Here is an 18,339-nt window from a genome sequence, read left to right as displayed (position 1 = left end):
ATGAAAACCATTTGTGTCATAGACGGCCAGGGAGGCGGCATTGGGGCGGCCATCATCAAGCGGCTGCGGACGTTGTTTGAAGAGGACCTCGAGATTGTGGCCCTTGGTACCAACGCCATTGCCACCGCCCAGATGCTCAAGGCCCGGGCCAATCGTGGCGCATCCGGAGAAAATGCCATTGTGCAGACAGTGGCCCGCATGGATGTGCTTATCGGGCCCCTGGGCATTGTCATGGCCAATGCCATGATGGGCGAGGTAACACCGGAAATCGCCGGGGCCGTTGCATCCAGCCCTGCACGAAAGATGCTGGTGCCCCTTTCCCAGGAAAACGTGGCGGTGGTGGGCGCATCCAGCATGCCCCTGCCCCATTTGCTGGATGTGCTTATTGCCGAGCATCTGCAGCCCTGGTTGGACGAATTTAACTGAAACAGGAGTATATTGAAAAATGTGCGAAGCCAATGCATATCTGATAAAAGATCAGGAACCGGAACTGATCATGGAGGCCGTGGATACCATCGAACCTGAAGACGGAGGGTTTAAGCTGGTCAATATTTTCGGGGAGCAGAAATTCGTCCGGGCGGCCATCCATTCCCTTTCCCTGGTGGATCACAAGGTGTTTTTCAAAAAGGATGAATCCTGAATCCGGTGCCTGGCCAACAGTCCCCGGGAGATGCATGAAGATTACAATCGCAACAACGGCCGGGTTCTGCATGGGCGTGCGCCGGGCAGTGGAACTGGCTCTGGATGCCGCCAACCAGGATGGCGGGCCCATTTACACCTATGGTCCCCTGATTCACAATCCCCAGGTTTTGGCCATTCTCGGGCAAAAGCAGATCTCCGTGCTGGAAAAGATCCCGGAAACCGGACGGGGCACGGTGATTATCCGGGCCCACGGGGTGCCGCCGGAAGATAAGCACGCTTTAAAAAATGCCGGTTTCAAGGTCATAGATGCCACCTGCCCCCGGGTTATCCGGGTTCAATCCATTATTGCCCGGCACGCAAAGCAGGGTTTTGCCGTGATTATCGCCGGAGACCGGGAGCATCCCGAGGTGCGGGGATTGCTTGGATATGCCGGCAGCCGGGGCCATGTGGTCAATTCCTTTGAAGAAATAGAGGCCCTGCCGGCCTTTGAAAATGCCATCATCGTTGCCCAGACAACCCAGAACACAGCATTTTTCGAAAAGGTTAAGCAATGGGCCGGAGACAACCGGCCCCATTACCGGGTCTTTGAAACCATTTGCGACTCCACGGAAAAACGTCAGGCAGAAGTTCAGGCCCTGGCCCGGCAGGTGGATGCCGTGGTGGTGGTGGGCGGTTACAACTCCGGCAATACCCGGCGGTTGGCTGATATCGCGGGCCGGTCCGGGAAAAAGGCCTTTCATGTGGAAACCGCAGAGGAGCTTCCGGTTGAAGAGCTCGCGGAATGCCGGAACATTGGCATTACCGCCGGGGCGTCAACGCCCAACTGGACCATGCGCCAGGTCGTGCAGCACTTGGATCGGCGGCTGACCGGAAAAGGCGGCCGATGCAGGCGATTTGTGCATATGCTGATGCGGTGTCTGATGCTTTCCAACCTGTATTTGGCCGCGGGGGCCGCGGGTCTGGCCGCAGCAGGCGCCTGGCTGCAGGGTGTGCCTTTAAGACCCCATTATTTGGCTATTGCGGCATTATACACCCTTTCCATGCATACCTTGCACCATATGCTCGACCGGATGGCAGACCGGTACAATGACCCGGACCGGGCACGGTTTTATCAGGAAAATCGGTATGCCCTCACAATCCTGGCCGGTGCCGCCGGTCTCGGGGGCCTGGGGGTGGCCTGGGCAATGGGGCCGTTGTTTTTCTGGCTGCTGCTGTGCATGAGCCTGCTCGGGGTGGTCTATAACCTGGAAATCGAGGGAAAAGGATCGGGTGTGGAGAAAATTTCCATGTTCAAGCGTATTCCCGGCTCCAAGACCCTGCTGGTGACCCTGGCCTGGGGGATGGCCGCCGCCCTGTTTCCGGCCCTGGATGCCCACGGCTACTTTACCCCGGCCAGTATTGCGGCCTTTGTCTGGATTTCCGCCCTGGTGTTTGTACGAACAGCGTTTTTTGACATCAGTGACATGCAGGGAAGCCGGATTGTGGGCCGGGAAACCATTCCCATCCTTTTGGGCGAGCGCCGGACCCTGTTGCTGCTCAAAGGTGTTCTGGCGGGGCTGATTGTGTTGCCGCCCCTGGCTGCAGCCGCAGGGGTTCTGTCCTTCTTATCGTCCGTGTTCAGTCTTTGCCCGGCAGCCATGCTCGCATTTTTGGTGAACCATGAACGCACCGGGCATTTCCCGGGCGTTTTCCAGGGGTTTATAATGGAAAGCCATTTTGTGTTTGCAGGCCTCCTGGCCTTTATCTGCACAGCCCTGGCCGGATAAAAATTCGCAAACCAACCCGGCCAGGAAAAATTTGGACAAAAGACATGGATGAATTTGTTGAAATTCCCATCACCGGGGAACTGGACCTGCACACCTTCAGGCCTTCGGAAGCCGGCGACTTAATCGATGATTATCTGGAGGCGTGCCTGGAAAAAGACATTACCGTGGTGCGCATCATTCACGGAAAAGGCACGGGCAAACTCCGGCAGCGCGTGCATGCGGCCCTTGAGCGTCACCGCCTGGTGGCCCGTTTTGAACTGGCCTCCCCGGACGCCGGCGGCTGGGGGGCCACCCGGGTGTGGCTCAAATCCCCGGACGCCCGTGAACCCTGACAGGCATTGATGGAAAAATTTCCCAGAAAAGTTTTTGCCACCCTTTTTTTTGCCATTTTTGTCTCGGTTACCGGGGTGGGCATCGTGGTGCCCCTTCTGCCGGTATATGCTCATGAGCTTGGTGCCAGCGGTTTTTCCATCGCCCTGATTTTCGGCGGTTTTTCCCTTTCGCGCACGTTTTTTCTTCCCTGGTTCGGCCGGCTCTCTGATGCGCACGGCAGAAAGCCCTTCCTGGTAATGGGGCTGTTTTCCTATTTTGTTATTTCCGTTGCATTTGTCCTGGCCCATCAAATCCACAGCCTGATTGCCATCCGGCTCATCCAGGGGGTGGCCTCGGCCATGATCATGCCCGTGGCCCAGGCGTATGTAGGGGATATCACCCCGGAGGGAAAAGAGGGCATCACCATGGGCGGATTTAACATGTCCATTTTTGCGGGCTTAAGCATTGGCCCCCTCATGGGCGGTGTGATCCAGGATGTTTTTGGTTTGAACATGGCCTTTGCCTGCATGGGAGGGCTGGCGTTTTTTGGCTTTTTCCTGGCCGCGGTTCTTCTTCCCCCGGCGGCTGCAGAGCGGATTTATTCCGTGGGCCGGGCACCGGTAAAGTGGGGCCTGCTTGTGCGCGATCCCATGCTGGTTGCCCTGTTTTCCTTCCGCATGGTGTATACCACCTGCATCGGCATTATCTGGGGGTTTTTGCCCGTGTATGCAAATGATGCCTTTGCACTATCAAGTTCGGCGGTGGGGGTTTTGGTGATGCTGGGGGTTTCAGTGAGCGGATTGATCCACATTCCCATGGGGATGCTGGCAGATCGATGCGACAAGCGCTTTATGGTGTTGGCCGGCGGAACTGCCGTGATTGTGGCAATGCTGTTGATGGGCACGGCCGGGGGGTTTGTCGGGTTGTTTGCGGCAAACGTGGTTTTTGGAATCGGCGGCGGCTTGTCCATGCCTGCAGTCATGGCTCTGGCCGTGATTCGGGGCCAGAAGATCGAGGCCATGGGGTCGGTGATGTCGATGATTACCGTCGCCCATAGTTTGGGTATGCTCATGGGATCGATTTTTGCCGGGCTGATCATGGACTGGTTTGAACTCAGGTTTGCATTTTTTCTGGGCGTTCTGATTATGGCCGCGGGCATGGCCCAGTTTTTTGCCGGCACCCGGCATTCAGGGGCGGCCACCATGCCCGGGCGGGAAAAAACATTATAAAAAGCTTTTTTACCGAGTCCGCTGCTTGTCAGGAAGGAAGCCCGGGGTCGGCGCCGGTTTTTTCGCTCCTGACCGTTTCCGGGTTTTTTCCGTCCAGCCCCGGGCAATTTGAAATTTTACTCGCCCCGGCATTGGCTGAATTTATCCCGGAAACGCTCAATGTCGCTTACAAACCGACCCCGCCCCCGGGCTTCCTTGGAAGGGTTCTTGCCGGGCCAGCCCACGGGACCGGGCATGAAAACAACCCTTTTTTACTTGAATGTGTTGTTTCCGACTCCCTTGGTGTGAAAGTTTGCACACAGTCGGCCATGATGCCGGCCCGGGGGTGGTTTGCGAGCCGCATTGAGCGCGCAAGCGGTCAGCAGGGAGCAGACCGCCACCGGGCCGGCATCATGCGAAAATTATAGAACCAAGCACGAACAGCAGCTTTTTTGAAGTTATCTTAGAAGGCCTTTTCAGATAACCGGGGCTGAAAAATAGCCCCGAAGAGGAAATCTATGCGGACTGCAGGTCAATATGCCGTGATAACAGGTGATTTTACGGGATTTTCGGCAATGGCTGCCCGGGTGCGCCAGTCCATGCCCGGGCTCATGGACAAAGCCGGCCGGGCGTTTTGCCGGATGATGCCCGGGGTCATGCCCTATCCCATCTCAGTGTACCGGGGCGACAGCTGGCAGGCCCTGTTTTCCGATCCGTGCTGCGCACTGCGGGCGGCCGTGTTTATCCGGGCTTACATCCGGGCCTTTGGGGACCATCCGGACTTTGACACCCGCATGGCCATCGGCATCGGGGAGGTGGATTATGTGCCGGAAAAACAGGTGACAGCCGGAGACGGCACGGCCTTCCGGCGCTCCGGAAAGATGCTGGAAAAAATGGGCGCGCCCAAGGCCGGGGATCTGCGCTATGCCTTTGACAATGCACCGTTTGAAGCGGTAATCGATGCCCTGGTGCGCGCCACCGGGGCCCTGATGGCAACCTGGCGGCCGCTTCAGGCCAGGGCGGTGATCGGACGCCTGGAGGGGTTAAAGGTTGCCGAAATTGCCGCCCGATGGCCCGGTCCGGTTTCGCCCCAGGCCGTGTCCCGACACTTGAAAAAAGCCCGCTGGAATGCAATCAGCCACGCCATTGTCGTGTTTGAGCAAACCCATAAATAAATCATAATGGGTTTAAAGTTTATTTGAAAGTTTATAAGGTTTATTTTATTTTTTGGATTTAATGGCCGGGTGCGTATCAATTGCCAGGACTGATCCGAACCAAACTCTCTGCAAAAAAACGATCTTCACGGGTTTTCGCACGCGGGGCGGGCGGGTGACGGTTTGCTCCCTGCTGACCGCTTGCGCGCTCAAAAGCGACTCGCAACCCGTCCCCCGCCCGCCCCGCGAGGCCACTGGCTATTTTTTGATGGGAGGGGTAAAAACAGGTGATGCATGTTTGTGCGGTATCTCCGTGAGCCTGGGCCACGCGAAGAAATACGAACAAGATCGGGCTGGCTCAGGATTTTCTTTTTTGGCTCACAGGGGTCATGACAACGCGGAATCCCAGGTAGTTGCCCTTGAAATCCGCATTCACGCTGGCCCTGTAGGTACAGCGAAGTTCGGTCGGGAAATTGCACCAACTGCCGCCCCGGATCACTCTTCGGGAACCTTCCCCGGAATAAATGGGGTTTTTGTAGCCGTGACGCCCGTAGGCCTCTTCATGGTAGGTATCCTCACACCACTCATAGACGTTTCCGGCCATGTCATGCAAGTCCAGGCCATTGGGCTCCAGCCCGCCAACCGGATGCGTGCTCATGCCGCTGTTGGCCGAATACCAGGCGATCTTGTCCAGGGGTTTGTTTCCCGGGTATTTTTCCTGGCCGCCGCCGCTTCTGCAGGCGTATTCCCATTCCGCCTCCGTGGGTAGACGGAAATGATACCGTCCCTTGTTCATGGCGGTTAATTTTTGGATAAAATCCCGGGCATCATGCCAGGAAACCTGTTCCACGGGGTAAAGGCCGCTGCGTTTAAACCATGCCGGATTTTTGCCCCGCATCTTTTGCCAGAGGGTGCTGGATGCGACTTTTTTCCATTGTTCCTGGGTTACGGTGTATTTCGCCAGCCAGAATCCGTCGATAAAAACCTCGTGCACAGGCATTTCATCACGGTTGCCCTTGCCGTCCCAGGTTCCGCAGCCCATTTGAAAGACTCCTGTGGGAACCCAGGTAAAAACCATGCCGATGGTGGGCTCCACCCAGTTGTCCCCTGGCTGGTGCGGGCCGGACGCAGCCGGCAGGACCTGGGGCTTGTCTTTGGCCGCCTGTTGCTCTGACCCGGTTTTTTTCCGGTATCGAGGCCCGGGCGCCGGGGCGATAGAAGAAAGTTGCTCTGCAATATCTGTCATGGCGGGCCCGGGGAGTTGAGGCTCTGCAATTCTGCTGGCGCCGCCTGTGCCGGTTTCCACAAAAGAAGCACTGCCCCGCAGGTGAGCGAGGATGGCTTCAAAATCCCGGGGACGGTCCTGGGGACGAAAATTCAGACACTGGCTGATTAAAATCTGGATACCAAACGGCAGATCCGAGCGGGTAAATTCCAGGTCATGTTCCTTGATCCGCCGCAGTCTTTCACTGAAGGTTTCCTGTTCATACGGAAGCGCACCGGCCCAGATGAAGTAGCTGACAAACCCGTAGGAAAATACCAGGCTGGAGATGCCCGCCTGGCTGCTGTGGGCCAGTAGCTCCGGGGCGGACCAGTTGGGGGTGAACTGGGCGCTGGAGGAAACCGAGGTGCTGCTGATGCGTTCCAGCCCTCCGAGATCTCCGATAATTAACCGGTTGTGCTGGTTGATCAGCAGGTTTGAGGGCTTGAGATCCTTGACGATAAATGATTCACTGGTCCTGTCGGAAAGCCGGTTTAAGATTTCAGCCAGCTCCAGCATGAGGTTTTCCGCTTCTTCCGGGGGCAGGGGAAAATGGTCCAGCACACGGTCAAGCAGGTTATATGGGCAGAATTCCATCAAGATTACCAGGTGAGCCCTGGCCTCCTGTTTGGACACCTGTTTGTCCACCAGGTGAAAATCATAGATCTCAATGACACCCTCGCCCTTGATCTTGTCGTAATATTCCTGGATGGCATAAAAATCATGGGAAATCTTGGAGTCCAGGTCCCCCGGGGTGAGGTGGGACAGGGAGCGCTCCACCATGATGGGCACCACCTTGACCGCCCGTTCCTTGAGATTGTCCTTTACATGGTAAACCACCCCGTAAACACCGGATCCGATTTTCCGGACAACCTCGTAGGTGGGAAGGCATTTTTTAATGATGTCCTTCAATTTTATTCCTCGAGCCGGGCAATAATGAAACTGGTATTGTCGGTCAGTCCTTTCCTTCTGGCAGCGTTTGCAAGCCTGGCCCCGTTTTTTACCGGTTCCGGGCCAAGTATCTCATGGATTTGCGAATCCGGAAAAATATCCGTGAGTCCGTCAGAGCAGATCAGGTAGGTGGCTGAACCGTTGACGGGATGCACGTCGGTATAAATGTTGCGCTGGGGCCACACCTGGGCAAATACCGGTCCGATCCCGAATTCGATTAAATGTTTGTAAGGATGGGTGGCGGCTTTTTCCGCATTGACCATTTTCTGGTCCACCAGGTCCTGGACCAGGGAATGGTCATGAGAGACGTATTCGATAAAATCCGAATGGAAGCGGTAAACCCGGCTGTCTCCGGCATTAAAGACAATGGCCGTCATTCCGTCGCAAAGCAGCCCGGCAATAGTGGTGCCGCAGTGCAGCGGCAGATCTTTTTCAGCCCGGGCCTGAATGGTGTTTAAGGCATCGTGTACTGCCTGCCGGGAGATGTCGTTGGTCCAGTTGTGGCTTTCAATCTGTCTGCAGGTAAACTGGCTGGCTTCCGCCCCGCCCTGGTGCCCCCCCATGCCGTCGCAGACGGCGAGGAGCAATGTGTCTGTGGAGAAGCTGTGTCTGCGGCTCAAAAGATCGGCCTGAAACAAACACTGTCCGTCGACTATGCAGTCTTCCTGCCGGTGGCGGGGTCCGATCATCATGGCTGAAAATATCTGGCATTGCATAAAAATGGCCGCAAAAGTATGGTTTCAGATCATGAACATCATGGCAAAACCGTTTGGAATTTGCAAGACTGTTTTTCTTCGGGGTTGCAGCAGGCAAGGTGTTTTGCACAGGTTGGCTACCTAAGCATGCCTGTTTGCCGGAGCCGGTAAATATAAATGCATACAGCGATCAGGATGCCGTAGCCCAGGACATATCCGCCGATCATATCCGCTGTGGTGCCGCTAAACCCGGGCGGAGAAGACGGGCCCGGAAATAAGGGCAATGCCAGACGGGCAATGAGCAGGCCCGTGAAAATCGGAAAAGCGATGCGCCGCATCAGGAAAAGACTGACAGCGCCTGCGATGTTGGCCGCGGGCAAAATCCCCCACAAGGAAGCCTGCAGAAGCGTCTTCATGCTGTTGGCTTCTTCCGGGCCGGCCCCGCCCCGGTAAAGAAGAATCAGGACCATGGCCACGGTCATCATCCCGGATACGCCGAATCCCAGATAAAAAATCGAGATCAGCCATACCCAGATGGAACGGCGGGTTTTGGGTTGTGCCGGGCTCATTTCAAGGCCTTCAAAACAGAGGGTGTCAGGAACATGGGCGCCACAATGGCAGGGCACCCAAAAAACTCTTTACGCCTTGATCTTTTGGGCACCCTGCTGATAAATGCCGGTTATCGGACAAATTGTGATTAATGGGCCGCGCCCTCGGCAGCCTTGGATAGGTCCGCGGCGCCGCTTTCAAATACTTGCGTGGCCGTCTCCAGGACATCGGGGGGAAAGCCAACGACCTTGAACATTACCCCAAAGGCCAGCACCCAGACCACCACCAGACAGATGACCCAGAGGGCAAAGCCGTATTTCACAAAATCGATGGGAGCAATGGCGCGCTCGCCGGTGTCCGGATAAGTGCCAAGCCCGTAGACAATGGCGTTGTTGGGCGTGCCCACAATGAGAAAATGGGCAAACGAGGTGGCAAACGCCACGGCCATGCCGGATGCCCAGGGTTCGCCGGCAACTTCGGACATAATGCCCATGGGGATAACAATGGGGCCGAGAAGGGCTGTGGTCCCGGCATCGGACATGAAGTTGGTCATAAGGCCGGAAAATGCGGACAATCCCACCCACAGGCCGAATCCCTGGCTCATGCCCGCATAGCTCAAAATGCCCATAACGCTTTGGGCCAGCCAAAGGGCGGCACCGGTTTCCTTGAGCAGGGCGCCCAGGGTCAGGGCGCCGCAGTACATAAACCAGGCATCCCAGGAAATGCCGCCCAGAATTTTGTTCCAGGCTGTGGTACGGAATATCACCGGGATGATCAGGGCCAGCAGCGCAGGGCCGCCCAGGCCGAGATCAGCGAAAATCCAGAGCCCCAGGATAACAATGAGCATGGCAAAGGTGACATATTCCGCGTATTTCATTTTGCCCATTTTCCGGGTTTCTTCCTTCATGGCCACAAGGCCTGGGGTCAGGTCCTTGTGCTTGATTTTGCCGGAAAACAAAACAATCATGTATACGGCCACGATCAGGCCGAGAACCGGCACCATGGGAAATCCGTAGGTCATCCAAGTAAAAAAGTCCATGGGCACATCATAACCCTGCCAGAAACCCATCATGATCACGTTTCGCCCGCCGGCAGCCGGCGAGCCCACGCCGCCCACGTTTAAGGCAAAACATAAGGCAAAAAGCAGAAATTTGGCCAGGTTGGGGTCGTGCTCGATTCTGCCGCCGGTGCTTTTTTCAGATACCACCCCGAAATAAACCGCCATCATCACCGGGGTCATGAATGCACACATGGCATGGGCGGAGATAAAAGAGCCGATAATGGCCATGCTAATGCACAAAACAAAAATGGGGGTGTAAAATCCCTTGGTCCATCCCAGAATCCATGTGGCCAAACGCTTGTGCAGGCCCACATCCACGACGGCCACCCCCATGGCCAAAACGCCAAGCAAAAAAAGCGGGGCATCACCGGCAAAGGTTTTTCCGATCATGCCCCGGGGAAGAAGTCCGAGAAAATAAGCCAGAAGCGGCATGAGAATGCCGGTCAGGCCGATGGGAATGGCTTCTGTGGCAAAAAAGATAATGGCCATGGGAATGATGCCCAGCACGGTCATGGCCTTGTCTGCGGCCTGGTCCAGGTTTTCGGCAATGCCCCAGTCAATCATTTTGCTTGCAATGCCGTGTTTGTCAATGGTTTCCACCAGGCTTTCCGGGGTGGGTAAAATAAAGCCGACCACAACAAAAAATGCAATACCGACAATCAGCCAAAGGGTCTTGTTGGCCAGAATCCCGCCCTGGCCGCCGGTGTCTATTTCATGGCTCATATGTGCAATCTCCTCGGGTTGTAAACGGTTTGAACTCAGATTAGAGGCTGCATTCCTTCATTGCGTCCACGACCTGCTTAAATACATCGGTCAATCGCAAAATGCCAACAATGCTGTCCCGGTTGTCGGTCACCAGCAGGGATTGGTGCTGCCCCATGACCAGCTGGTTGATGGCCACATCCAGAGAATCTGTATTTTTAACAAATTCACCTTCTTCAGGAACGTGCATGCAGTCTTTTGCCTGCATGCCGGCCGCCTTTTTGCAGATATCCATCAGAGGCTTGTCCCACAGGGAAAACTGCTTGACCATGGAGCGCAGAAATTCCTGGCTGAATCCGCTGGCCATCATCCGCCCGGCATTTCCGCCGGCGGCCTGTTTGTATTTTGGCTCCAGGCTGCGCAGGATGTCGAGCTGGCTGAGTTTTCCCACAACCCTTTTTTGTTGGTCGTAGACCAGAATGGCCCTATGGGGGTATTGGGCGCCAGGGCGCTTGTATTGCTCCTGGGCTTTTTCCAGCGCCATGACCGCATCAAAAAGGCTGGCGTTCTGGTCGATGGTGGCGTATTCTTCAAGCGGCACCATCATGTCCTGGACAGTAATTTTTTTCATGGCAGCACTCCTCTTGTTTTCCGGTGCTGTCACCGGGTTTTGGCCATATCTTCCTGAATTTTTATCAAATTGACTTAAGTTCCGTTCAGCTTTTTGGGTATGGGTCGCTATCTCTTCATTCCGGACAATCTCCCATGGATTAAAGATTGTGGACTTACTAAATTTTCTTTTTTGTGTCCAGTTTTTTGTTTCAAGTTGTTTATGTTCCAAAATGTTTCGAAGTGCGTGTTTGTTGGATTTTTCCAGGGGCCGGGAAGAATTAAAAAAACAGCCAAATCCCCAATGAGCACAATGTTTGAACAAAAAATGGATTATAATCTTTCTGGCAGGTTGCAGGCAACCCTGAAATTTTGTATACTCGGCCTGAATTTTTGTTGAACTTTTACGGCGCCATCTGAAATCAGACTTTTACGGTGCCATCTTCGTTGGAGTCTATCATCTTTTTTTGTTTTTGACAGGAGAACCAATGATTCTGCAAACCACCGGTTCTGTGACGCCTTTGCTGCATGTGCTCGGCCCGTCTGATCTGCCGGCATTCCTGATTCAATCTGATCCGCCGGTTCTCATTGATGCGGGAATGAGCGCCGTGGCCCCGCAATATATCCGTGAGGCAAAGGCCTTATTAAACGGCCGGGGTCCTGCTGACTTGTTTTTGACCCATGTGCATTATGACCATTGCGGGGCTGCGGCATTGCTGAAAAAGGCTTTTCCGGAAATGCGCATCTGCTGCTCAGAAGCCGGAAAAGATCTGCTCATGCGTCCCAATGCGGTTGCCACCATCGGAGAGTTAAACCATGCCGGTGCCGGCTATCTCCAACAGATGGGCCAGGCGGACAAGGAGGCCCCGGAATTTGAGGTCTTTGAAGTAGACCGTGTCATAGAAGACGACCAGAGCATTGCCCTGGCACCGGACCTGAGCTTGCAGGCGTTTGCCACCCCGGGCCATACCCGGGATTCCATGAGTTTTTACGTCCCGGAACAAAAAATCCTGTTTACCGGAGAAGCTGCCGGCATCATGGCGCCGGATGGCTATATTTTTTCCGAGTGGCTCACGGATTACACCGATTATATGAACTCCCTGGAAAAACTGGCCGACCTGGAAGTCGAGATTCTGTGCCCCGGCCACGGGTTTGTACTCACCGGAAAAGATGCCGCCGATTACATGCCCAGGGCCATTGAAAGCGGCCACAGGTTCCGGGAACTGATTGAAACCACCCTTGCGCAAACCGACTGGGATGTGGAGCAAACCAAGCAGCACATCAAGCAAATCGAGTATGACCCGCTTGCCGATCCCAAGCAGCCGGAGTTTGCCTATCTGTTAAACCTGGATGCAAAGATCCGCGCGGTTATGCGCGTTTGTACCCAGTGATCCGGGGAATGCCGGCCACGATGTCCATGCCTGAATTCAGGAATCATCCGGCTGCTGCCAGGAGTTGCTTTTCAGCTCAATGATCAGGCGGTTGTCTGCCGGGGGCAGATCGGTCCACCATCCTTCCACCAGGTCTTTTTGAAAAAATACAACCACTCTGCCCATTATCCCGGTGCCCTTTGCGCTGATAACTGTATCAGGTTTGTGCTCGTCGCCTGCCAGATGGGCCAGGTAGGCCTCTGCGATTTGCGGGGCAAGCAGATCCATGCCCTTTTCTGAAACATGGTATTGTTCCAGTGCGTCCCTGGCCAGACCCACAGTGCCTTCCAGGGCAAAGTTGCGGGCGTAACCTGCAAAGCCTTCGGGAATGGAATCAATGGCCTTTGTGAACCGGCTTTCAATGGTGCAGGTCTGCCCGGCTGAAATGGTGATTTCGCGCCACGGGCAGGGCCAGGTCACCAGGGAGCCGGTTTCAATGTCAAATATCGGGTTTGGAAAATCTTCAAACTGTTTTACCGTTATGTCCTGGGCGTGGAAATGGCCGGTAAACACCAGGCGCACCCCGTAGGTCGCCAGCAGCCGGGCAATTGCTTCACTGTGATCCACCACATATTCGCCGTAGTATTTTTCATTTCCGGGGTAATGCGCCACCAGTCCGTGATGCATCATGGCAATGGCGGACTTGTTGTTTTTCCGGGCCTGTATCAGCATGTCTTCGAGCCACTCAAGGGTCTGCTCAGAAAAACGGCCGTTGACCACCGGGTGGCCGCCGGGTTCATTTTCACGCCACAGGCATGAATCCAGGGCAAAAAGCCAGAGCCCGTCCACTGGTTCGGCCACATAGCTCAAAGATGCGGGGTCACGGGCGATGGCATCATCGTATCCGTATGCGCCGTAAATTTCACTGAACCCTTCGGGCTCCACGGTTTCCACGCCCTTGCTGCCTTCATGGGTATAGCGCACCGCTTCGGGGTTGCGGACGTCATGGTTTCCCGGAACCACGTAAATGTCTGCCGTCGGGTGCAGATTGCTTATTTTTTCAGCCACCTGCAGATGGTTGATTCGCTCGCCGTCCTTGGTCATGTCCCCGCATATGAGGATGAAATCCGCAGGCTGCTTTTGTATCTCAGAAGCGGCGGCCTCCAGGATTTCATCGCTGAGGGCCAGCATTTTCCTGTCTTCGCGGATGTAGCGGGCAAAATCCGGCCCCGAGGTGCCAAGGCCGGGATGGTAATAATGCGGATCAGTGAGAACAATAAAGCGGGCAGCAGGATAATCGGCCGGCTGTGACAATGTATCGAAAAGCTGCGGGTCCTGCTGATACCGGAAGGAAGCCGGATCCGGTCCGGATTTGCCGCAGCCGGCAAAGCAGATGCATGCCAGCAGCGAGGCGATCAAGGCAATTGGCCGGGTGCGCATGGGGCGGCTCCTTTCTGCGGGGTTTGAGTGATTTTATATCATAACGGCCGGGTTGTTTCACGTCAAATGCTGCCCGCCGGCAAAAAAATTGTGAACAGGGATTGAATTTGGCATTGTCTGCATGTACAAACAAAGCCATGAAAAAGGACGGGATGAGCCATTTTTTTTCGGCCTTTCCCGGTTGGCGCCGGCCTGTTTTCATGGCTATTTTTAGTTAATTAAAGGAAAAGATTCACCCCATTTCCCAGGGAGGCCTGTCCATGTTTAAAGAAATTGAATCCATATTGTTTGCCACCAATCTTTCGGAAAACTGCCGGCCGGCACTGGATGCCGCCATTGCCATGGCCACCCGCCATCAGGCGGAACTGGTGCTGCTCCATGTCATTGACCGGGAGGTGCCCGGCCAGATTGAGGAGCATTTCAAGGGGGTTCTGGGAGAGGAAAAATGGGCGGCAATCAAACTGGAGCACGAACAGGATGCCCGCAATGCCCTGATCGGGAAGATGTCCACGGATAAACTCAGCCGCAGGGTGATTGAGCGCTACTGCCGGGATGCGGGCATGGATCCGGCCACCTGTGAATTTCCCTGGCGCGAGATTGTGGCCGTAAACAGCGACCTTGCCGGCACCATTGTTTCCCGGTGCGTTGAAAACCACTGCGACATGATTGTCATGGGCAGCCGAAAAGGATTTTTGGGCGGCAATTCAGTAGGTTCAGCCATCAAGGGGGTTTTGCGCAAATCCAAAATTCCGGTGCTGGTGGTGCCGGCTCAATAAGGGCGGTTTGCGGCCTCTGCCTGTTCTTTGAGCCGTTTTTTTGCGAGCTTGACTGGAAACTCCGGATGCATCAAATAAGGACGCATGTTTTTGTCAAAATCCGCCCGCAGGCTTTCAAACACCCCGGTTTTTTCCTGCTGGTCAATAAACCGGCGCTGACGTGTATGCTCCCAGACAAGCGGATCATTGATGCGGCTTTTGATCTCGGCTGCCGGGGGCAGATCATTGTCCTGGTTTTTCCCATAAAGGCTGTGGACGGAAACAAGGAGCCGGGCCCGAAGGGTCACCAGCATCCGGTCGCCGATCTGGGTGACAGATGCATCATAAATTTCCAGCACCCCCTGGTTGTCCAGAACCGTTTTTTCAATCAGTGTCTCTTCCATCAGATCTGTCTGCCTTATCATAATGATTGTTTCTTGCTCAATTATTTTGAAAACAGCTGCAACTGTACCTGCCGGGATTTTCGGGCGAAATTTGGCCCAGCCTGTTTTTTGAGATCCGCTGCGATTTCGGCCACAAACGGCGAAGGTTGCTGCTGTCGGGTTTGACCGTGGACTTTCCGGGTCCGGGCCGAGCACAAAAACAGCTCGGACATGGCCCGGGTCATGCCCACGTAAAAAAGCCGGCGCTCCTCTTCAATGTCTGCCGGGTTGATCTCCGCCCTGTGATAGGGAATCAATCCGTTTTCGCATCCAGCCACAAAAACCACCGGAAACTCAAGGCCCTTGGCGGCGTGCAGGGTTAAAAGCGAGACCTTTTCGCTGCCATCTTTGCAGAAATCGGCATCCGAGCAAAGGGCCAGCGTCTCTGTAAATCCCCGGATATCTGTGCCAAAGGCCCCGGCCATCCGGCGCAGTTCCGCTATGGTTTCTTTTGTTTGTTCACTGGCTTGGGGCAGAAAAGGCCCGAGCCATTGGAAGATTTTTTCCAGTTTTTCGGGTGCCGGATCCGTTCGGGTACTTGTTTCCAGGTCTGTCAACTGGTGGACAAATCGGGCCAGGCTTTGAGATGCCCCTGAACTCAGGCTTTCCACCCCGGTCCGGTGGGCTTCTGCCAGCAGGCCGTTGACCGAAAGCCCGCGTCTGCGGCCCCATGCCCTGAGATCGGCCATGTCTTTTTGGGGAAAATCAGGGAAAAGCACCCCCAGGACCCGGAGCAGGTCCCGGCTGGCCGCGCATCCCTCCAGGATCTTGAGGGCTGAAACCGGTTCTGCAATCCCTGCGGCCTCCCAGGCATGGGCCTTGCTGACCAGCCGGCACGGTATGCCGGCGTCCTGAAAAACCCCGGCAAAGACTTCGGCCTGGGCACGGGTGCGAAACAGCACGGCAAAATCGGCAAAGGAGCGATGGGCCCCGTCCCCGGAAAATCGGGCCGCCTTGTCAAAATCATGGAAATCAAATCCCATGCCGCCCACCATTTGCTCGATGGTCTTGCCCACGGCCACGGCTTCGCCCCGTTGATCCGCAGCCCGGATCAGATGAAGATAAGGGGTGCCGGAAATGCCGGAAAAGACGGGTTCGGAATGCCGGGTGCCGTTTTTTGGGCCCAGTACCTGGCCGGCGGCTGAAAGAATGGTTTGCGTGGACCGGTAATTTTGCCGGAGACAGATGGTTTCGGCACCCGGAAAATCTGTTTCAAAACATTGGAAATAGGCCGGATCCGATCCCCGGAATCCGTAAATGGACTGGTCCGGATCCCCGATGACGCAGATTTTTCCGTCTGCTGGGCAAAGCTGTCTGACCAGCCGGTACTGGGCGTAATTGAGATCCTGGTATTCATCAATAAATACAAAAGGCAGCCGTTTGCATAGGGTCTCACACAGTACCGAATCCGATTCCAGGTGCATGACGGTTTGGCAGATCAGGTCCTCGTAATCCCACAGGCGTTCGATATCCAGAAGATCCTGGTACGCGCTGTAAATCCGGGAAAACAACGGGGCCGACTCCCCGGCAATGGGCTCCAGGTCGTCATCCGGGCCAAGAATGCGCTGTTTTGCATTCGCCACCCGGTCCATAAGGGTTTCAATCCGGTCGCTGACCTTGGTGCCGCCTGCCCTGACTCTGTCTGCAGCTTCGGCCAGCAGTGCCCGCCGGTCCTGTTCATCAGCTATACCGTGATCCGCCGCGTTTTTGATTTCCCGGAGCAGGGAAAAACAAAAGGAATGAAAGGTTCGGGCTTCGGGCAAAACCGCATCCGGCCCCATCAGGCCCGCTAAGCGCTGTTTCATCTGGTCTGCGGCCTTGTGGGTGAAAGTGACCGCCAGGATCTGTTCCGGGACGGCGGCTTCGCTCTGCAGAAGCCAGGCAATCCGGCAGGTCAGGGTCCGGGTTTTGCCTGTGCCCGGTCCGGCCGATATCAGCAGGGGGCCGCCGGAATGGGTCACGGCCCGGTACTGGTCCGGGTTAAGGCCGGCAAGAACCGGGTTTTCATGATTGTTTGCCAAAGGGGGTTGCGGGCCCGGGGTTTTTTCTGCGGGTTCGGGATCCGCGGGAGCTGTTTTGGCCTTTCCGGATTTTGGCTTTTTTTTTTTTGGTGCGGCCGGCAGGTCAAATAAAACCTGCTGGCCGGTTAAATGCTCGCGCTGCTCCGGGGTGAAAATGGTGACCCGGCCGTACTGACCGTCAAATCCGGGCTGGCGGTGGACCCGGCCCGCCTGCATACGTTCGATGGCCTCGGCCAGAAGGCCGTTTCCAGAAGCGCGGATTTCTTCTGCGGGCATATCGTGCAGCACCCTTAATTCCGGACCCAGGCGGCTGATGACCGTCTGCCAGGCGGAAATCACTTTTTTGCTTTTGGGCCCGACGCTCAGCAGCTCGGACAAAATTTCAGCCAGGGGAATGAGGCTGTAGAAGGGATGGGTTTTTTCAGGTTTTTCGCCATCTTTGCGGCCGGCGAGCTGCTCGACCCGGTAGAGCACCCCCACGGTGACCGGGTTTCCGCAAACCGGGCAGATGCTGCTGTTTTCAATGGTTTGTTTGGGATGCAGGTTGACCCCGCATTTGCGGTGGCCGTCCTGGTGGTATTTGCCTTCCTCCGGGAAAAATTCCAGGGTGCCGAGAAATTTTTCCGGGTCCCCGGTTTCGATGGCACCGCGCATGGCATCATAGCAAAGTTCGGTGTCAAACAAATTGGCCTCCCGGCCCAGGTTGGCCGGTGAGTGGGCGTCGGAGTTGGATACCAGGGTGCGGTTGTCCAAATCCTTTATCCGCCAGTTCATGGGCGGATCAGAGGATAGGCCGGTTTCCACGGCAAATATGTGATCAGAAAGCTCTTCGAAACATTCGGCCACCGAGTCAAACCCGGATTTGGACCCGAACAGGGAAAACCAGGGGGTCCAGATATGAGCCGGGATCAGAAAACCCGATTCATGGGTTTCAAGCACGATTTCCAGCAGGCGCTTGGAATCCAGGCCAAGGATGGGCCGGCCGTCTGCCTTGAGATTGCCGATCTGCGAAAGCCGGGCGTTGAATTTTTCCACGTGGGACAGTTCGGGGAAAAACACCACATGGTGAAGTTTTCGCGTAACCCCGCCCTTTTTGTAAATGTTGCTGATCTCGGTGCTCAAAACAAAGCGCACCGGATAACCGCCGGCCACGGAAATCTGTTTTTCGCACTCCTGTGCAATCTCGTCTTTGAGCTTAAACAGTCCCTGTTCAGCGGGTTCCAGGTATTGCCGGATTTCATCAAGCCATTGGGGATGGGTGAAGTCCCCTGTGGCCACCACGGTGATGCCTTTTTGCCGGGCGGCCATGTACAAATGGGGGAAATCCAGGTTTTTGGCCGTGGCCCTGGAAAAGCGGGAATGAATGTGCAGATCAGCGATATATTTCATGGCTTGATTTTT

Annotated in this window: 16 protein-coding genes; 8 read left to right on the top strand and 8 right to left on the bottom strand. The window is 55.4% G+C overall.

Annotation, left to right across the window (positions count from 1 at the left end; all coding sequences use genetic code 11):
• From HNR65_RS00655 to HNR65_RS00630, 6 genes are all read left to right on the top strand, one after another.
• Window positions 1-426 carry a DUF3842 family protein gene (locus tag HNR65_RS00655; RefSeq protein ID WP_181549519.1) on the top strand — a complete coding sequence of 142 codons (426 nt, stop codon included), beginning with the start codon at window positions 1-3 and terminating at the stop codon, window positions 424-426.
• Between the two features lie 19 nt (window positions 427-445).
• Window positions 446-640 carry a CooT family nickel-binding protein gene (locus tag HNR65_RS00650; protein ID WP_181549518.1) on the top strand — a complete coding sequence of 65 codons (195 nt, stop codon included), beginning with the start codon at window positions 446-448 and terminating at the stop codon, window positions 638-640.
• 34 nt (window positions 641-674) lie between these two features.
• On the top strand, window positions 675-2,408 hold the full coding sequence (gene ispH / locus HNR65_RS00645) for a 4-hydroxy-3-methylbut-2-enyl diphosphate reductase (RefSeq protein WP_181549517.1): 1,734 nt from the start codon (window positions 675-677) through the stop codon (window positions 2,406-2,408).
• 44 nt (window positions 2,409-2,452) lie between these two features.
• Window positions 2,453-2,740, top strand: a complete 288-nt coding sequence (locus tag HNR65_RS00640; protein ID WP_181549516.1) for a Smr/MutS family protein — start codon at window positions 2,453-2,455, stop codon at window positions 2,738-2,740.
• Between the two features lie 9 nt (window positions 2,741-2,749).
• A complete protein-coding gene (locus HNR65_RS00635; RefSeq protein ID WP_181549515.1) occupies window positions 2,750-3,949 on the top strand; it encodes an MFS transporter in 1,200 nt (399 codons plus the stop codon).
• A 497-nt stretch (window positions 3,950-4,446) separates the two neighbouring features.
• Window positions 4,447-5,103, top strand: a complete 657-nt coding sequence (locus HNR65_RS00630) for a hypothetical protein (RefSeq protein WP_181549514.1) — start codon at window positions 4,447-4,449, stop codon at window positions 5,101-5,103.
• A gap of 337 nt (window positions 5,104-5,440) precedes the next feature.
• Here HNR65_RS00630 and HNR65_RS00625 read toward each other — a convergent pair whose 3' ends face one another.
• The 5 genes from HNR65_RS00625 to HNR65_RS00605 all read right to left on the bottom strand — a co-directional run bounded on the left by HNR65_RS00625 (window position 5,441) and on the right by HNR65_RS00605 (window position 10,931).
• Window positions 5,441-7,255: an SUMF1/EgtB/PvdO family nonheme iron enzyme gene (locus HNR65_RS00625; protein ID WP_181549513.1), complete on the bottom strand. Its 1,815-nt coding sequence runs from the start codon at window positions 7,253-7,255 to the stop codon at window positions 5,441-5,443.
• Window positions 7,256-7,257: 2 nt separating this feature from the next.
• On the bottom strand, window positions 7,258-8,010 hold the full coding sequence (locus HNR65_RS00620; RefSeq protein ID WP_181549512.1) for a PP2C family protein-serine/threonine phosphatase: 753 nt from the start codon (window positions 8,008-8,010) through the stop codon (window positions 7,258-7,260).
• Between the two features lie 116 nt (window positions 8,011-8,126).
• Window positions 8,127-8,558 (bottom strand): hypothetical protein, encoded by a 432-nt coding sequence (locus HNR65_RS00615; RefSeq protein WP_181549511.1) that lies wholly within the window; start codon window positions 8,556-8,558, stop codon window positions 8,127-8,129.
• 128 nt (window positions 8,559-8,686) lie between these two features.
• Window positions 8,687-10,321, bottom strand: coding sequence for an SLC13 family permease (locus HNR65_RS00610; RefSeq protein WP_181549510.1), 1,635 nt, complete (start codon window positions 10,319-10,321; stop codon window positions 8,687-8,689).
• A gap of 40 nt (window positions 10,322-10,361) precedes the next feature.
• Complete coding sequence (locus HNR65_RS00605) at window positions 10,362-10,931, bottom strand: CBS domain-containing protein (RefSeq protein WP_181549509.1); 570 nt, start codon at window positions 10,929-10,931, stop codon at window positions 10,362-10,364.
• Between the two features lie 466 nt (window positions 10,932-11,397).
• Here HNR65_RS00605 and HNR65_RS00600 point away from each other — a divergent pair, with 466 nt between their 5' ends.
• Window positions 11,398-12,300, top strand: a complete 903-nt coding sequence (locus tag HNR65_RS00600; RefSeq protein WP_181549508.1) for an MBL fold metallo-hydrolase — start codon at window positions 11,398-11,400, stop codon at window positions 12,298-12,300.
• Between the two features lie 36 nt (window positions 12,301-12,336).
• On the opposite strand, the gene HNR65_RS00595 is transcribed toward HNR65_RS00600, so the two are convergent.
• Window positions 12,337-13,719, bottom strand: a complete 1,383-nt coding sequence (locus HNR65_RS00595) for a metallophosphoesterase family protein (RefSeq protein ID WP_181549507.1) — start codon at window positions 13,717-13,719, stop codon at window positions 12,337-12,339.
• Window positions 13,720-13,979: 260 nt separating this feature from the next.
• On the opposite strand from HNR65_RS00595, the gene HNR65_RS00590 reads away from it, so the two are divergent.
• Complete coding sequence (locus HNR65_RS00590; protein ID WP_181549506.1) at window positions 13,980-14,495, top strand: universal stress protein; 516 nt, start codon at window positions 13,980-13,982, stop codon at window positions 14,493-14,495.
• Here HNR65_RS00590 and HNR65_RS00585 read toward each other — a convergent pair.
• Window positions 14,489-14,878 carry a hypothetical protein gene (locus tag HNR65_RS00585; protein ID WP_181549505.1) on the bottom strand — a complete coding sequence of 130 codons (390 nt, stop codon included), beginning with the start codon at window positions 14,876-14,878 and terminating at the stop codon, window positions 14,489-14,491. The genes HNR65_RS00590 and HNR65_RS00585 overlap by 7 nt on opposite strands.
• A 41-nt stretch (window positions 14,879-14,919) precedes the next feature.
• Complete coding sequence (locus HNR65_RS17910; protein WP_232364598.1) at window positions 14,920-18,327, bottom strand: UvrD-helicase domain-containing protein; 3,408 nt, start codon at window positions 18,325-18,327, stop codon at window positions 14,920-14,922.
• Window positions 18,328-18,339 lie beyond the last annotated feature (12 nt).

The organism is Desulfosalsimonas propionicica (assembly GCF_013761005.1).
Classification (GTDB): Bacteria; Desulfobacterota; Desulfobacteria; order Desulfobacterales; family Desulfosalsimonadaceae; genus Desulfosalsimonas; species Desulfosalsimonas propionicica.
The sequence above is the reverse complement of the archived record's forward strand: the minus strand, read 5'-3'. Positions and strand labels throughout refer to the sequence as shown.

Bases quoted from the DNA above. Each gene is read 5' to 3' on its own strand.
- HNR65_RS00595 (WP_181549507.1), bottom strand. From the start codon at position 13,719: ATGCGCACCCGGCCAATTGCCTTGATCGCCTCGCTGCTGGCATGCATC.
- HNR65_RS00655 (WP_181549519.1), top strand. From the start codon at position 1: ATGAAAACCATTTGTGTCATAGACGGCCAGGGAGGCGGCATTGGGGCG.
- HNR65_RS17910 (WP_232364598.1), bottom strand. From the start codon at position 18,327: ATGAAATATATCGCTGATCTGCACATTCATTCCCGCTTTTCCAGGGCC.
- ispH (WP_181549517.1), top strand. From the start codon at position 675: ATGAAGATTACAATCGCAACAACGGCCGGGTTCTGCATGGGCGTGCGC.
- HNR65_RS00600 (WP_181549508.1), top strand. From the start codon at position 11,398: ATGATTCTGCAAACCACCGGTTCTGTGACGCCTTTGCTGCATGTGCTC.
- HNR65_RS00640 (WP_181549516.1), top strand. From the start codon at position 2,453: ATGGATGAATTTGTTGAAATTCCCATCACCGGGGAACTGGACCTGCAC.
- HNR65_RS00585 (WP_181549505.1), bottom strand. From the start codon at position 14,878: ATGGAAGAGACACTGATTGAAAAAACGGTTCTGGACAACCAGGGGGTG.
- HNR65_RS00635 (WP_181549515.1), top strand. From the start codon at position 2,750: ATGGAAAAATTTCCCAGAAAAGTTTTTGCCACCCTTTTTTTTGCCATT.
- HNR65_RS00630 (WP_181549514.1), top strand. From the start codon at position 4,447: ATGCGGACTGCAGGTCAATATGCCGTGATAACAGGTGATTTTACGGGA.
- HNR65_RS00590 (WP_181549506.1), top strand. From the start codon at position 13,980: ATGTTTAAAGAAATTGAATCCATATTGTTTGCCACCAATCTTTCGGAA.
- HNR65_RS00650 (WP_181549518.1), top strand. From the start codon at position 446: ATGTGCGAAGCCAATGCATATCTGATAAAAGATCAGGAACCGGAACTG.
- HNR65_RS00620 (WP_181549512.1), bottom strand. From the start codon at position 8,010: ATGCAATGCCAGATATTTTCAGCCATGATGATCGGACCCCGCCACCGG.
- HNR65_RS00610 (WP_181549510.1), bottom strand. From the start codon at position 10,321: ATGAGCCATGAAATAGACACCGGCGGCCAGGGCGGGATTCTGGCCAAC.
- HNR65_RS00605 (WP_181549509.1), bottom strand. From the start codon at position 10,931: ATGAAAAAAATTACTGTCCAGGACATGATGGTGCCGCTTGAAGAATAC.
- HNR65_RS00615 (WP_181549511.1), bottom strand. From the start codon at position 8,558: ATGAGCCCGGCACAACCCAAAACCCGCCGTTCCATCTGGGTATGGCTG.